This is a genomic window from Bacillus sp. FSL R9-9530, assembly GCF_038008145.1.
Classification (GTDB): Bacteria; Bacillota; Bacilli; order Bacillales; family Bacillaceae_G; genus Bacillus_A; species Bacillus_A mycoides.
This window is the reverse complement of record NZ_JBBOYO010000001.1, coordinates 3,680,337-3,695,000: the sequence shown is the minus strand read 5'-3', so window position 1 is coordinate 3,695,000 and position 14,664 is coordinate 3,680,337. Positions and strand designations below refer to the sequence as shown.

Here is a 14,664-nt window from a genome sequence, read left to right as displayed (position 1 = left end):
GTGCCTGTACCGCAAACCGACACAGGTAGGCGAGGAGAGAATCCTAAGGTGTGCGAGAGAACTCTGGTTAAGGAACTCGGCAAAATGACCCCGTAACTTCGGGAGAAGGGGTGCTTTCTTAACGGAAAGCCGCAGTGAATAGGCCCAAGCGACTGTTTAGCAAAAACACAGGTCTCTGCGAAGCCGTAAGGCGAAGTATAGGGGCTGACACCTGCCCGGTGCTGGAAGGTTAAGGAGAGGGGTTAGCGTAAGCGAAGCTCTGAACTGAAGCCCCAGTAAACGGCGGCCGTAACTATAACGGTCCTAAGGTAGCGAAATTCCTTGTCGGGTAAGTTCCGACCCGCACGAAAGGTGTAACGATTTGGGCACTGTCTCAACCAGAGACTCGGTGAAATTATAGTACCTGTGAAGATGCAGGTTACCCGCGACAGGACGGAAAGACCCCGTGGAGCTTTACTGTAGCCTGATATTGAATTTTGGTACAGTTTGTACAGGATAGGCGGGAGCCATTGAAACCGGAGCGCTAGCTTCGGTGGAGGCGCTGGTGGGATACCGCCCTGACTGTATTGAAATTCTAACCTACGGGTCTCATCGACCCGGGAGACAGTGTCAGGTGGGCAGTTTGACTGGGGCGGTCGCCTCCTAAAGTGTAACGGAGGCGCCCAAAGGTTCCCTCAGAATGGTTGGAAATCATTCGTAGAGTGCAAAGGCATAAGGGAGCTTGACTGCGAGACCTACAAGTCGAGCAGGGACGAAAGTCGGGCTTAGTGATCCGGTGGTTCCGCATGGAAGGGCCATCGCTCAACGGATAAAAGCTACCCCGGGGATAACAGGCTTATCTCCCCCAAGAGTCCACATCGACGGGGAGGTTTGGCACCTCGATGTCGGCTCATCGCATCCTGGGGCTGTAGTCGGTCCCAAGGGTTGGGCTGTTCGCCCATTAAAGCGGTACGCGAGCTGGGTTCAGAACGTCGTGAGACAGTTCGGTCCCTATCCGTCGTGGGCGCAGGAAATTTGAGAGGAGCTGTCCTTAGTACGAGAGGACCGGGATGGACGCACCGCTGGTGTACCAGTTGTTCTGCCAAGGGCATAGCTGGGTAGCTATGTGCGGAAGGGATAAGTGCTGAAAGCATCTAAGCATGAAGCCCCCCTCAAGATGAGATTTCCCATAGCGTAAGCTAGTAAGATCCCTGAAAGATGATCAGGTTGATAGGTTCGAGGTGGAAGCATGGTGACATGTGGAGCTGACGAATACTAATAGATCGAGGACTTAACCATATAATATGAAGCTAATGTTATCTAGTTTTGAGAGAATATAAAAAACTTATTGACTTTAAATGTCGAATGAGTTATGATAATTCTTGTCTTAAATGAATATAGTCTGGTAATGATGGCAGAGAGGTCACACCCGTTCCCATACCGAACACGGAAGTTAAGCTCTCTAGCGCCGATGGTAGTTGGGACCTTGTCCCTGTGAGAGTAGGACGTTGCCAGGCTATTTATATCATCGCGGGGTGGAGCAGTACGGTAGCTCGTCGGGCTCATAACCCGAAGGTCGCAGGTTCAAATCCTGTCCCCGCAACCAAATGGTCCCGTGGTGTAGTGGTTAACATGCCTGCCTGTCACGCAGGAGATCGCCGGTTCGACCCCGGTCGGGACCGCCATCTTATATAAAGAAAAGAACGAAACAAGTTGTTTCGTATTTTTTTATTTGTTTTAACAAAAAACTAATAAAGACAGTCAAACTATCCTTAGGAAAACTCCTAAGGACTTTTTTATATATTTAAAACCTGTATAATAAAGAGCAGAGAACATTGTGAGTAAAGTAGGTGAAGTCTGTGAGTAAATATGAAATAACAACAAAATCTTCCGAAGAAACCCAGCGATTATCAGAAAAATTAGGGAGACTTGTAAAAGAAAAAGATGTAATTATTTTAGAAGGTGATCTTGGAGCTGGCAAAACGACTTTTACGAAAGGACTAGCAAAAGGTCTTGGAGTGAAAAGAGTCGTAAATAGTCCTACCTTCAATATTATTAAAGAATATAAAGGAAGATTACCGCTATATCATATGGATGTGTATCGTTTAGCGGAAAGTGAAGAAGATTTAGGATTTGATGAGTATTTCTATGGTGAAGGGATCACAGTAGTAGAATGGGCTCATTTAATAGAAGCATATTTACCGAATGAGAAGTTGCAAATTAGTTTATTCCATGCTGGAGATGATACAAGAAAAATTGTACTTGAGCCAATTGGAGATCGCTATATTAGATTATGTGAGGAGCTATTACAAGATGAAAGTACTAGCAATTGATACTTCAAATTACGTAATGGGTGTATCCCTTATTGAGGAAGGGAACGTGATTGGGGAAATCATTACAAATTTAACAAAAAACCATTCTGTACGTCTTATGCCAGCTGTAGAGAAACTGTTAAAAGAATGTGGTGTAAAACCGAAAGAATTGACTAAAATTGTTGTAGCAGCTGGACCGGGATCATATACAGGTGTTCGTATAGGTGTGACAGCGGCAAAAACATTAGCTTGGTCACTTCAAATACCAATTGTAGGTGTATCAAGTTTGGAAGTGGTGGCTGCAAATGGTACTAATTTTAATGGACTAATTTGTCCTTTATTTGATGGCCGACGTGGTCAAATTTACACGGGGTTATATACATATGAAGGAGAGCGTATAACTTCAATAGAAGAAGACCGAATTATTCTTATTGTTGACTGGTTGCAAATGTTAAAAGATAAAGAACAGCCTGTTTTATTTATTGGTAACGATGTTAAATTGCATAAAGAAACAATTGTAGAATATTTAGGTGATCAAGCTGTATTTGCTCCGTTCACTAAGAATAACCCGAGACCAAGTGAATTAGCATGTTTAGGATTACAAAAAGAAGAACAAGACGTGCATACGTTTGTTCCTAGCTATCTTCGTTTAGCTGAAGCTGAAACAAAATGGTTAGAAAGTCAAAAACAATAGGGGCCTACAGAAGATGGATATGATATTTAGAAAGATGGCACTCGATGATATTGCTCAAATTGTAGCTATTGAAGAAGCATCTTTTTCAACCCCTTGGACTGCAGATGCCTTTCACCGTGAATTAGAGGTGAATGAACATGCACATTATGTCGTGCTAGAAAAAGATGGTCTCGTAATTGGATATTGTGGATTGTGGATAATTATTGATGAATCACATGTAACAAATATAGCTATCCTGCCGGAATACAGAGGTCAAAAGCTAGGGGATGCCTTATTGAAAGAAGTCATTTCCGAAGCGAAAGGGTTAGGAGTAAAAACAATGACACTTGAAGTACGCATGTCAAATGAAGTAGCAAAGCAGTTATACAGAAAATACGGATTTCAAAATGGTGGGATTCGTAAACGATACTATGCAGACAATCAGGAAGATGGTCTTGTAATGTGGGTGAATATATAATGGAAAAAAATATAATTATACTTGGTATTGAAACAAGCTGTGATGAAACAGCTGTAGCAGTTGTTAAAAATGGAACGGAAATCATTGCGAATGTCGTTGCATCGCAAATTGAAAGTCATAAGCGTTTTGGCGGAGTAGTACCAGAGATTGCATCCCGTCATCATGTAGAAGAAATCACAGTTGTGTTAGAAGAAGCTTTAAAAGAAGCGAATATCACTTTTGAGGATATTGATGCAATTGCTGTAACAGAAGGCCCAGGTTTAGTCGGAGCACTTTTAATAGGTGTAAATGCAGCGAAAGCTGTGGCTTTTGCTCATGATATCCCTCTAGTTGGTGTTCATCATATTGCTGGTCATATTTATGCGAATCATTTAGTAAAAGAAGTACAATTCCCGTTACTATCGCTTGTTGTATCCGGTGGACATACGGAGCTTGTTTATATGAAAGAACATGGTTCATTTGAAGTGATTGGTGAAACGCGAGATGATGCGGCAGGAGAAGCTTACGATAAAGTAGCTCGTACATTATCAATGCCTTATCCAGGTGGTCCTCATATTGATCGCCTTGCGCATGAAGGAAAACCAACAATTGATTTGCCTCGTGCGTGGCTAGAACCTGATTCGTATGATTTCAGCTTTAGTGGATTGAAATCAGCAGTTATCAACACTGTGCATAACGCAAAACAGCGCGGTATAGAAATTGCACCAGAAGATTTAGCAGCAAGTTTCCAAGAAAGTGTAATAGATGTACTTGTAACGAAAGCGTCTCGTGCAGCAGATGCTTATAATGTAAAACAAGTGCTTCTTGCTGGTGGAGTAGCTGCTAATAAAGGGCTTCGTGCACGTTTAGCAGCAGAATTTGCACAAAAAGAAAATATAGAGCTAATTATTCCTCCTCTATCTTTATGCACAGATAATGCAGCGATGATTGCAGCTGCAGGTACAATTGCATACGAACAAGGAAAACGCGCTACATTAGCTTTGAATGCAAATCCAGGATTAGATATTGAAGCATAGTTATACACAAAATTAACCACAGCCTGTGGATAAAACCCGTATTATCTGTTGATAATATGGGTTTTTTTGTGTACATAAAATGTGTATAACTTTTTATCTAGTTGTGGATAATGTGGAAAAGTTATTTGGAAGTTTATATTATAAAGGTGGATATGTGCATAACCTTGTGGATAACATAGAGGAAGTCTGACCTTTGAAGAAATTCTTTTTTGGGAAATAAAAAACAAGGAGATGCCAAAAAAAATTTTGAAACATCCTCCACTTATTATATAAGGTGCTACTATTGTCAATCCTTGTCGAATCGGTTATATAATTTTATTTACTATGGTATTGATTCCAAAAAAGAAAATAAAAAGGAGGTCATCTCGTCAAAAAGCCCGACTTATGAGACATCCTCCTCTTTTAAATTCTCTTATATATGCAGTTCTTCCCATTCTGCCATACAAGCTTCAAGCTGTTCTTGCAGTGTTTGCTTTTTAGTTGTAATTTCACTAGCCTTTTCATAATCTGCATATATTTCTGGTAAGCAAAGCTGATCTTCTAACGTAGCAATTTCTTCTTCTAAGCCTACGATATTTTGTTCCAGTTCTTCAATTTTTCGAGTACGTTGACGCTCTAGCTGTTTACGTTCTTTTTCTTCGAGATAATTTAATTTTTCTTGTGCTACCACTTTTTGAACAGGTACTTCATCTTCTTGCTCTAGTTCCGCACGTTCAATCATTTCATTTTTCTTTTCAACGTAATAATCGTAATCACCTAAATATTCTTGTGCACCTTCTGTTGATAACTCAACAACGGTTGTCGTTACGCGATTAATAAAATAGCGGTCATGAGAGACGAATAGAAGAGTACCTGGGTAATCAATTAAAGCATTCTCCAAAATCTCTTTACTATTTAAATCAAGATGGTTTGTTGGCTCATCGAGAATTAATAAATTGGATTTTTGCATCATAAGTTTTGCAAGAGCTAGTCGAGCCTTTTGTCCACCACTAAGAGAAGATACTGGTTTGAGTACATCATCCCCTGTGAATAAAAAGTTGCCTAGTATAGTGCGAATTTCTTTTTCAGGTTGCAGGGGATATTCATCCCATAATTCATTTAAAACTCGCTTCGAAGATGTTAAGTTGGCTTGTTCTTGATCATAATAACCAACAGATACACTTGAGCCGAAAGCAACGTTTCCATGTAATAGCTGTAACTTATTCACAATGGATTTTAATAATGTAGATTTTCCAATTCCGTTTGGCCCAACTAAGGCAACACTGTCACCGCGAGTTAAGCGCATATTTACATGTTCAATAATCGGTTCCTGATAATAGCCAATAGTTGCATCTTTCACTTGTAAAACATCATTTCCACTTTGTTTTTCAATATCGAAGTGGAAGGAAGCTGATTTAGAATCGCCTAATGGTCTAGTTAATACTTCCATTCTGTCTAATTGTTTACGGCGACTTTGAGCGCGTTTTGTCGTAGATGCACGAGCTATATTTTTTTGTACAAAGTCTTCCAGTTTAGAAATTTCATCTTGTTGTTTTTCATAACGCTTCATTTCTTGCTCGTATAGAGCTGATTTTGAGTCTAAATATTTACTGTAGTTACCAACAAATCGTCGGCTTTCCTTATTAGAAATTTCGTATACTTGTGTAACAAGTTTATCTAAGAAATAACGGTCATGGGAAACGATTAAAATCGCGCCAGGATAGCCTTGTAAATATTGTTCAAGCCATGTTAGTGTCTCAATATCCAAATGGTTTGTAGGTTCGTCTAAAATAAGTAAGTCTGGTCTAGTTAATAATAATTTCCCGAGAGCTAATCGAGTCTTTTGTCCACCACTTAATGTGGAAATTTTCGTCTGATGCGTTTCAACTGGGAAGCCAAGACCGCTTAAAATTGAGCGTATATCCGCTTCGTACTGATAGCCGCCTTGATCTTTATAATCTAATTGTAATTGGTCATAATCAGCTAATAATTTCTCATATATAGCCGCATTTGAAAAGTTTTCTTCTTTTCCCATCTCTTGCTCTAGCCTTCGAAGTTTTGTCTCCATCTGCTGCAAGTGTGTAAAGACGGTTAACATTTCATCCCAAATTGTTAAAGACGTTTCTAATCCGGTATTTTGAGCTAAATACCCCATTGAGACATCTTTCGGTTTTATAATTTCACCACCATCATGAGATAACTCGCCAGCTATTATTTTTAATAATGTAGATTTTCCAGCTCCATTTCGTCCGACTAATGCGATACGATCTTTTGTTTGTACTTCCAATTTTATGTTTGCAAGAATCGTTTCTGCACCGTATAATTTCGAAAGCCCATTCACTTGTAATAATATCAATGTTTTCACCTCAAATAATTTCTTAACTTTGCCATGTTTATATTTCTCAATCATACTAAAAATAGTGTATAGTTTAAAATAAAGAGAGAATACTTCTTCTCTTTATTATACAAGGAAATTCATGAGTACTAAACTTCTGTATTTGATTCAAGTATAAGAATAAAGATAGGAAGAGAGGAGAGGTTATATGGATCAGCAAAAAATTCCACAGGCCACTGCCAAACGATTGCCTCTATACTATCGATTTATCCAAAACTTATCTCTTTCTGGTAAGCAACGTGTTTCATCAGCCGAATTGAGTGAAGCGGTAAAGGTTGATTCCGCAACTATTCGAAGAGATTTTTCATATTTTGGAGCGTTAGGGAAAAAAGGATATGGATATAACGTAAATTATTTATTATCATTTTTCCGTGAAACACTCGACCAAGATGATATAACACGCGTGGCACTTATTGGAGTAGGTAATTTAGGGACCGCTTTCTTACATTATAATTTCACGAAAAACAATAATACAAAAATTGAAATGGCGTTTGATGTTAGTGAAGAGAAAGTTGGGACAGAAATCGGAGGCATTCCTGTATATCATTTGGATGAACTAGAAGAACGTTTATCAACTGATATACAAGTGGCAATATTAACGGTACCCGCTACAGTAGCGCAATCTGTGGCAGATAGATTGGCAGAAACGAACGTGCATGGTATTTTAAATTTCACACCAGCACGCTTAAATGTGTCAGAGAATATAAGGATTCATCACATTGATTTAGCTGTAGAGTTACAAACTCTTGTTTATTTTTTGAAGAATTATCCACAATAAAACGCAGAGGAGATGACCTCTGCGTTTTATTATTGTTTTTTCTTTGTGAATTTAACTAAGATAAGGCGAAGTGCCAAATTAAAATCAATTGTTGCCATAACTGCAAATAGTATTGTCCACATATTCCAGATTGTATCTGTTACGTTCGTAATGGCGAAGCGTGTAAAGATACATCCAAGAAGAAAGTACAATGCAGCCATGAACAATGGTGAGTTTCTCATACTAAAAATCCTCCGATAAAGCCTTGCATTTTTTCAGCTTCTTTAATCATTTCTTGAATTTGCTCATTGCTCATAAAAATTTGTCCAATAGCGACTAATGTATTCATTGCCACATGGGCTGCTATAGGAACGATAATGCGTTTCGTTTGTACATATAAAAAGGCGAATACGAGCCCCATAGAAGTGTATACCAATAAGTGAGTAAAATCAAAATGAATCGCCGCGAATACAAGTGAACTAATGATAGCAGCAACAAAGAAATTAAATCTCTTATAAAGTGTGCCAAATAAAATTTTTCTAAATACGATTTCCTCTAAGATAGGTCCGATTATAGATACAACAATGAGGAACCAAGGTGTCGTTCTTGCAATTTCCATCAGCTTCATTGTATTTTCCGAACCTTGTTTAATTCCTAGTAGACGCATTTCGATCATACCGGCAATTATTTGGGAAGAGAAAGCTAAGAGAATACCGATTATAATCCAACCAACTGTAGCTGGGATCGTAACACGCATTTTATCTAAATGCCTGTCACGAATATCTATTCTAAGTAACCAAAGCACGATACATAATGCAACAAAGAAGCTAATGATTGCCCAATGTCCCGTTATGATTTGACCTTTTTCCTCCATGGTAAATCCTCTATTATCATAGAGCCCTGTTTTTAGGAGTAGTGGTAAGCCAACAATTCCAGATAACTGCATTAAAATGTATGTAACGATAATCCACCAATATTGTTTCTTCAAATGGTTTAACCATCCTTTCTAACTCTAGTGTATGAGATAAGGTAGGATAACATGTAAATATGCTACCTACGATATAAACTTTCATTTGAATTATATTTTTTTTGTAAATAAGTATTTGAAAATAAAATAGGAGACAGGAAAAAGTTGTACGTTTAGCGAAAACAACTTAGGGTGTCTTTCATATTGTAACATACAAGAAGTGGGAACAACGATTCATATAGTAAAGGCAGTAGAAGAAGTAATGATATATAGGAAAGTGCATAAAGTAATTTGCGAAAAAATTATGATTTTTTTACTTGCAAAAGAAATTGAGATTATTTATTATTAGAAGTGTGTTAGCACTCGTGTGACTTGAGTGCTAATAAATAAAAATTACATAACAAAATGAGGAGGTTATTGTTCATGCTAAAGCCATTAGGTGATCGCGTTGTAATTGAACTTGTTCAAGCAGAAGAAAAAACAGCAAGTGGTATTGTATTACCAGAAACTGCAAAAGAAAAACCACAAGAGGGTAAAGTTATTGCAGTAGGTACAGGCCGAGTGCTTGAAAACGGTGAGCGTGTTGCTTTAGAGGTAGCAGCAGGTGATCTTATCATCTTCTCAAAATATGCAGGTACTGAAGTGAAATACGAAGGTACAGACTACTTGATTTTACGTGAAAGTGACATTTTAGCAATTATCGGTTAATTATATACATTTTAAAAATCCAAGGGGGTCAATTATTATGGCAAAAGATATTAAATTTAGTGAAGAAGCACGTCGTTCGATGCTTCGCGGTGTCGACACTCTTGCAAACGCAGTAAAAGTAACGCTTGGACCAAAAGGTCGTAACGTTGTACTTGAGAAAAAATTCGGTTCACCACTTATTACAAATGACGGTGTAACAATCGCAAAAGAAATCGAATTAGAAGATGCATTCGAAAACATGGGTGCGAAATTAGTAGCAGAAGTTGCTAGCAAAACAAACGATGTAGCTGGTGACGGAACGACAACTGCAACTGTATTAGCGCAAGCTATGATTCGTGAAGGTCTTAAAAACGTAACAGCTGGTGCAAACCCAATGGGTCTTCGTAAAGGTATCGAAAAAGCTGTTACTGCTGCAATTGAAGAATTAAAAGCGATTTCTAAACCAATCGAAGGTAAATCTTCTATCGCACAAGTAGCTGCTATTTCTTCGGCTGACGAAGAAGTAGGTCAATTAATCGCTGAAGCAATGGAGCGCGTTGGTAACGACGGCGTTATTACTTTAGAAGAATCTAAAGGATTCACAACAGAATTAGACGTAGTAGAAGGTATGCAATTTGATCGTGGATATGCATCTCCTTACATGATTACTGATTCTGACAAAATGGAAGCAGTTCTTGATAACCCATACATTTTAATTACTGACAAAAAGATTTCTAACATCCAAGAAATCTTACCAGTATTAGAGCAAGTGGTACAACAAGGTAAACCACTTCTTATCATTGCTGAAGATGTAGAAGGCGAAGCGTTAGCTACATTAGTAGTGAACAAACTTCGTGGTACATTCAATGTAGTTGCTGTTAAAGCTCCTGGATTTGGTGACCGTCGTAAAGCAATGCTAGAAGATATCGCAATCTTAACTGGTGGCGAAGTAATCACTGAAGAATTAGGACGTGACTTAAAATCTGCTACAGTTGAATCTTTAGGACGTGCTGGTAAAATTGTTGTAACGAAAGAAAACACAACTGTAGTTGAAGGTATTGGAAATTCACAACAAATCGAAGCTCGCATCGGTCAAATCCGCGCGCAATTAGAAGAAACTACTTCTGAATTCGATCGTGAAAAATTACAAGAGCGTCTTGCTAAACTTGCGGGCGGTGTAGCAGTAATTAAAGTAGGTGCAGCAACTGAAACTGAGTTAAAAGAGCGCAAACTTCGCATTGAAGATGCACTTAACTCAACTCGTGCAGCAGTAGAAGAAGGTATCGTTGCAGGTGGTGGTACTTCACTTATGAACGTATACACAAAAGTAGCTTCTATCGTAGCTGAAGGCGACGAAGCAACAGGTATCAACATCGTACTTCGTGCACTAGAAGAGCCAGTTCGTCAAATCGCAATCAACGCTGGTCTAGAAGGATCTGTAGTTGTAGAGCGTCTAAAAGGCGAAAAAGTAGGCGTTGGTTTCAACGCAGCTACTGGCGAATGGGTTAACATGCTTGAGTCTGGTATCGTAGATCCAGCTAAAGTAACTCGTTCTGCACTTCAAAACGCAGCATCTGTTGCAGCTATGTTCTTAACAACTGAAGCTGTAGTTGCTGACAAGCCAGAACCAAATGCACCAGCAATGCCTGACATGGGCGGCATGGGCATGGGTGGTATGGGCGGAATGATGTAATTCCGTTCTCCCGAAAAACATCCACTTCTATATAGAAGTGGATGTTTTTTTATGTTTTTGAGCGCAGGAAAATAATTTCTGTAGAATTTTGTCGCTTTCTCTCTTGACCATATCGATACTTCATTGTTAGAATCTAGGAAGATAATATAAAACAATCCTTCATATATCCTCGATGATATGGTTTGAGAGTCTCTACCGGGTTACCGTAAACAACCTGACTATGAAGGCAGTGCGTCTTATATTTATAAAGAGCGGAAGACTATCTTTCTTTATAAAGCCAGACCCCTGCCTTTTCTTTGTCATGAGACTAGAGGCGGAGGACTGGCTTTTTTTATTATATTAGTAATGCTTTTCGCCAAATTGGTGAAAATATTTATATACGAGAACTAACGTTGGGGTGATTATTTTGAAGAAGCAGCATGATACAATTATCGTTTTAGATTTTGGGAGTCAGTACAATCAGTTAATAGCACGTCGAATTCGTGAGTTCGGTGTATACAGTGAACTTCATCCACATACAATTACTGCAGAAGAAATTAAAGCAATGAATCCAAAAGGGATTATCTTCTCTGGTGGACCAAATAGTGTATACGGTGAAGGCGCATTACATTGTGATGAGAAAATCTTTGAACTAGGATTACCGATCTTCGGTATTTGTTACGGTATGCAGCTTATGACACAACACTTCGGTGGTAAAGTAGAACGTGCAAACCACCGTGAGTATGGAAAAGCTGTTCTTAAAGTAGAGAACGAATCAAAATTATATGCGAACCTTCCAGAAGAGCAAGTTGTATGGATGAGCCATGGTGACTTAGTAACTGGTTTACCTGAAGGATTCGTAGTAGATGCAACAAGTGAGTCTTGTCCAATTGCTGGTATGAGCAATGAAGGGGAAAACTTATACGGTGTACAATTCCACCCAGAAGTACGTCACTCTGAGCACGGAAACGATTTAATTAAAAACTTCGTATTCGGCGTATGTGGTTGTTCTGAAGGATGGAACATGGAGAACTTTATCGAAGTAGAATTAGAGAAGATCCGTGAAACTGTTGGAGACAAAAAAGTATTATGCGCACTTAGTGGCGGTGTAGACTCTTCTGTTGTAGCAGTATTAATTCATAAAGCGATTGGTGACCAATTAACATGTATTTTCGTGGACCACGGTTTACTTCGTAAAGATGAAGCAGAAGGTGTTATGAAAACATTTAGCGAAGGCTTCCATATGAACGTTATTAAAGTGGATGCACAAGAGCGCTTCATGAACAAGTTAAAAGGTGTAGAAGATCCAGAGCAAAAACGTAAAATCATCGGTAATGAATTCATTTACGTATTTGATGATGAAGCTTCTAAATTACAAGGAATGGACTTCCTAGCGCAAGGTACACTTTACACGGACATCGTTGAAAGTGGTACAGCAACTGCACAAACAATTAAATCTCACCATAACGTTGGTGGACTTCCAGAAGACATGCAGTTCAAATTAATTGAGCCTTTAAATACTTTATTTAAAGACGAAGTACGTGTATTAGGATCAGAACTAGGAATTCCTGATGAAATCGTATGGCGTCAACCGTTCCCAGGTCCAGGACTTGGTATTCGTGTATTAGGTGAAATTACAGAAGAGAAATTAGAAATCGTTCGTGAATCTGATGCAATTTTACGTGAAGAAATTATAAAAGCAGGATTAGACCGCGAAGTTTGGCAATACTTCACTGCGCTTCCTGGTATGCGTAGCGTAGGTGTTATGGGTGACGAGCGTACTTACGATTACACAGTAGGTATCCGTGCAGTAACATCTATCGATGGTATGACAGCTGACTGGGCACGTATCCCTTGGGACGTATTAGAGAAAATCTCTGTACGTATCGTAAACGAAGTAAAACACGTTAACCGTATCGTGTATGATATAACGAGTAAGCCACCAGCAACTATTGAGTGGGAATAGTATTGTAATAAAAAAGATCCATCTATCGTTCATGTATAGATGGATCTTTTTGTTTTTACCCTTAATACGAACGAAAATATAAAAATTTATAAAAATGTTCGTTTTTAAATTGACAAAACCACCTCCTCGAGTTAATATGAGTATGTAATTCAAACGAAAAGTGAATATTATGCCGTCGTATAATATCGGGGATATGGCCCGAAAGTTTCTACCTAGCTACCGTAAATGGCTTGACTACGAGGCGTTTTGATAAAGATGAGGGGAAACTTGTCTTTATTCATAGAACGCTTCCATGTATATGCAATGGAAGCCTTTTTTATTTTTATAAATAAAAGAGGGCTAGGGTGAAATACGGCGAGTAATCATATAACGGGGGAAACGTAAGATGAAACGCTATTTTCAGTTTGATGAACTCGGCACAAATTATAAAACAGAGTTCATAGCAGGTTTAACGACATTTCTATCTATGGCTTACGTACTATTTGTCAATCCTGCTACGCTGTCACTTGGAAATGTTAAAGGATTACCGGCAGGTACAGGAATGGATCCAGGTGCAGTATTCGTTGCTACAGCATTAGCAGCGGCGATTGGTTCGTTAATCATGGGGATATTTGCGAAGTATCCGATTGCTTTAGCGCCAGGTATGGGAATAAACGCGTTCTTTGCTTATACAGCGGTGTTAACGATGGGAATTCCGTGGCAAACGGCAATTGCTGGAACATTAATGTCAGGTATTATCTTTATTATTCTTACTGCTTCAGGTATTCGGGAAAAAATCATTAATGCAATTCCAGTAGAGTTAAAGTTTGCAGTAGCGGCGGGTATCGGATTATTCATTGCCTTCCTTGGATTCCAAAATGCCGGAATTATCGTAAAGAATGATGCTGTCCTTGTTGGATTGGGGGATTTAACGAAGGGCACAACGTTATTAGCAATTTTCGGAGTTGTTATTACAATCATCTTCATGATTAAGAAAATAAATGGTGCTGTTTTCTACGGCATGATTCTTACGGCAATTTTAGGAGTAGCAACAGGATTAATTGATACTCCGAAAGCTGTGGTGGGAGCAATACCGAGTCTAGAACCGACGTTCGGTATGGCGTTAACTCACTTTGGAGACATTTTTACTGTTCAAATGGCGATTGTTATTATAACGTTCTTCTTTATCGATTTCTTTGATACAGCGGGTACGCTTGTAGCCGTTGCAAATCAAGCGGGATTAATGAAGAACAATAAATTACCACGTGCAGGAAAAGCATTATTTGCAGATGCGATTGCAACTGTAATTGGTGCAATTCTAGGTACATCAACAACAACGTCTTATATTGAATCTTCTGCAGGGGTAGCAGCGGGTGGACGTTCTGGATTTACAGCAGTTGTAACAGCAGGGTTCTTCTTGCTAGCGCTATTCTTCTCACCACTATTAAGTGTTGTGACACCAGCTGTAACAGCGCCAGCATTAATTATTGTAGGGATCTTGATGGTTTCATCTTTAGGCGAAATTGATTGGAAGAAATTCGAGATTGCAGTACCAGCATTCTTTACTATCATTTCAATGCCACTTACGTATAGTATCGCAACAGGAATTGCAATCGGGTTTATCTTCTATCCAATTACAATGGTTGTGAGTGGTCGTCGTAAAGAGATTCATCCAATTATGTATGTTATGGGAGTTTTATTCGTACTATATTTCATCTACGTTCGTAAATAAAAGGGGTTTTTTGAAAGGTCTAGACTTGAGGGGAGTCTAGACCTTTTTTGCGTCTTCAGAAAATCTTAAGGA

At 38.9% G+C, this 14,664-nt stretch carries 12 protein-coding genes, 2 tRNA genes, 2 rRNA genes and 2 riboswitches (1 of these 18 cut by a window edge); of the genes, 13 read left to right on the top strand and 3 right to left on the bottom strand.

Annotated features, from left to right (window positions below; translation table 11 throughout):
- From MKX66_RS18410 to tsaD, 8 genes are all read left to right on the top strand, one after another.
- Window positions 1–1,278: ribosomal RNA gene (locus tag MKX66_RS18410) — 23S ribosomal RNA — on the top strand; it begins 1,644 nt to the left of the window's first position.
- A 102-nt stretch (window positions 1,279–1,380) separates the two neighbouring features.
- Window positions 1,381–1,496: ribosomal RNA gene (rrf, locus tag MKX66_RS18405) — 5S ribosomal RNA — on the top strand.
- 12 nt (window positions 1,497–1,508) lie between these two features.
- Window positions 1,509–1,585, top strand: a tRNA-Met gene (locus MKX66_RS18400).
- A gap of 3 nt (window positions 1,586–1,588) precedes the next feature.
- A tRNA-Asp gene (locus tag MKX66_RS18395) sits at window positions 1,589–1,664 on the top strand.
- A gap of 174 nt (window positions 1,665–1,838) precedes the next feature.
- Window positions 1,839–2,312: a tRNA (adenosine(37)-N6)-threonylcarbamoyltransferase complex ATPase subunit type 1 TsaE gene (gene tsaE / locus MKX66_RS18390; protein WP_002009995.1), complete on the top strand. Its 474-nt coding sequence runs from the start codon at window positions 1,839–1,841 to the stop codon at window positions 2,310–2,312.
- Entirely contained in the window at window positions 2,293–2,985 is a 693-nt protein-coding gene (gene tsaB, locus MKX66_RS18385; RefSeq protein ID WP_002091610.1) for a tRNA (adenosine(37)-N6)-threonylcarbamoyltransferase complex dimerization subunit type 1 TsaB, read from the top strand. The genes tsaE and tsaB overlap by 20 nt, the downstream gene beginning before the upstream one ends.
- 13 nt (window positions 2,986–2,998) lie before the next feature.
- Window positions 2,999–3,442 carry a ribosomal protein S18-alanine N-acetyltransferase gene (gene rimI / locus MKX66_RS18380; RefSeq protein ID WP_002063534.1) on the top strand — a complete coding sequence of 148 codons (444 nt, stop codon included), beginning with the start codon at window positions 2,999–3,001 and terminating at the stop codon, window positions 3,440–3,442.
- Complete coding sequence (gene tsaD, locus MKX66_RS18375) at window positions 3,442–4,458, top strand: tRNA (adenosine(37)-N6)-threonylcarbamoyltransferase complex transferase subunit TsaD (protein WP_341086884.1); 1,017 nt, start codon at window positions 3,442–3,444, stop codon at window positions 4,456–4,458. The genes rimI and tsaD overlap by 1 nt, the downstream gene beginning before the upstream one ends.
- Window positions 4,459–4,870: 412 nt before the next feature.
- On the opposite strand, the gene MKX66_RS18370 is transcribed toward tsaD, so the two are convergent.
- A complete protein-coding gene (locus tag MKX66_RS18370) occupies window positions 4,871–6,793 on the bottom strand; it encodes an ABC-F family ATP-binding cassette domain-containing protein (protein ID WP_098169066.1) in 1,923 nt (640 codons plus the stop codon).
- 187 nt (window positions 6,794–6,980) lie between these two features.
- Here MKX66_RS18370 and MKX66_RS18365 point away from each other — a divergent pair, with 187 nt between their 5' ends.
- Window positions 6,981–7,610 carry a redox-sensing transcriptional repressor Rex gene (locus MKX66_RS18365; RefSeq protein WP_000372704.1) on the top strand — a complete coding sequence of 210 codons (630 nt, stop codon included), beginning with the start codon at window positions 6,981–6,983 and terminating at the stop codon, window positions 7,608–7,610.
- A gap of 29 nt (window positions 7,611–7,639) precedes the next feature.
- Here MKX66_RS18365 and MKX66_RS18360 read toward each other — a convergent pair whose 3' ends face one another.
- Window positions 7,640–7,831 carry a YdiK family protein gene (locus MKX66_RS18360; protein ID WP_001246201.1) on the bottom strand — a complete coding sequence of 64 codons (192 nt, stop codon included), beginning with the start codon at window positions 7,829–7,831 and terminating at the stop codon, window positions 7,640–7,642.
- Window positions 7,828–8,577 (bottom strand): CPBP family intramembrane glutamic endopeptidase, encoded by a 750-nt coding sequence (locus tag MKX66_RS18355; RefSeq protein WP_002063533.1) that lies wholly within the window; start codon window positions 8,575–8,577, stop codon window positions 7,828–7,830. Before MKX66_RS18355 ends, MKX66_RS18360 begins: the two co-directional genes overlap by 4 nt.
- Before the next feature lie 402 nt (window positions 8,578–8,979).
- Between MKX66_RS18355 and groES the strand changes: the two genes are divergently transcribed.
- The 4 genes from groES to MKX66_RS18335 all read left to right on the top strand — a co-directional run bounded on the left by groES (window position 8,980) and on the right by MKX66_RS18335 (window position 14,592).
- Window positions 8,980–9,264: a co-chaperone GroES gene (gene groES / locus MKX66_RS18350; protein WP_002009985.1), complete on the top strand. Its 285-nt coding sequence runs from the start codon at window positions 8,980–8,982 to the stop codon at window positions 9,262–9,264.
- A gap of 37 nt (window positions 9,265–9,301) precedes the next feature.
- Complete coding sequence (groL, locus tag MKX66_RS18345) at window positions 9,302–10,936, top strand: chaperonin GroEL (RefSeq protein ID WP_002029451.1); 1,635 nt, start codon at window positions 9,302–9,304, stop codon at window positions 10,934–10,936.
- A 139-nt stretch (window positions 10,937–11,075) separates the two neighbouring features.
- A riboswitch (purine riboswitch) is annotated at window positions 11,076–11,177 on the top strand.
- Window positions 11,178–11,342: 165 nt separating this feature from the next.
- Complete coding sequence (gene guaA, locus MKX66_RS18340; RefSeq protein ID WP_012260212.1) at window positions 11,343–12,881, top strand: glutamine-hydrolyzing GMP synthase; 1,539 nt, start codon at window positions 11,343–11,345, stop codon at window positions 12,879–12,881.
- A gap of 155 nt (window positions 12,882–13,036) precedes the next feature.
- Window positions 13,037–13,138, top strand: a riboswitch (purine riboswitch).
- Window positions 13,139–13,266: 128 nt separating this feature from the next.
- Window positions 13,267–14,592 carry an NCS2 family permease gene (locus MKX66_RS18335; RefSeq protein WP_002029453.1) on the top strand — a complete coding sequence of 442 codons (1,326 nt, stop codon included), beginning with the start codon at window positions 13,267–13,269 and terminating at the stop codon, window positions 14,590–14,592.
- The last annotated feature ends 72 nt before the right edge of the window (window positions 14,593–14,664 follow it).

What these genes read in the sequence shown, in the direction of transcription:
- tsaB (WP_002091610.1), top strand. Translation starts at nt 2,293, where the DNA reads ATGAAAGTACTAGCAATTGATACTTCAAATTACGTAATGGGTGTATCC.
- rimI (WP_002063534.1), top strand. Translation starts at nt 2,999, where the DNA reads ATGGATATGATATTTAGAAAGATGGCACTCGATGATATTGCTCAAATT.
- tsaD (WP_341086884.1), top strand. Translation starts at nt 3,442, where the DNA reads ATGGAAAAAAATATAATTATACTTGGTATTGAAACAAGCTGTGATGAA.
- MKX66_RS18365 (WP_000372704.1), top strand. Translation starts at nt 6,981, where the DNA reads ATGGATCAGCAAAAAATTCCACAGGCCACTGCCAAACGATTGCCTCTA.
- MKX66_RS18360 (WP_001246201.1), bottom strand. Translation starts at nt 7,831, where the DNA reads ATGAGAAACTCACCATTGTTCATGGCTGCATTGTACTTTCTTCTTGGA.
- groES (WP_002009985.1), top strand. Translation starts at nt 8,980, where the DNA reads ATGCTAAAGCCATTAGGTGATCGCGTTGTAATTGAACTTGTTCAAGCA.
- groL (WP_002029451.1), top strand. Translation starts at nt 9,302, where the DNA reads ATGGCAAAAGATATTAAATTTAGTGAAGAAGCACGTCGTTCGATGCTT.
- MKX66_RS18335 (WP_002029453.1), top strand. Translation starts at nt 13,267, where the DNA reads ATGAAACGCTATTTTCAGTTTGATGAACTCGGCACAAATTATAAAACA.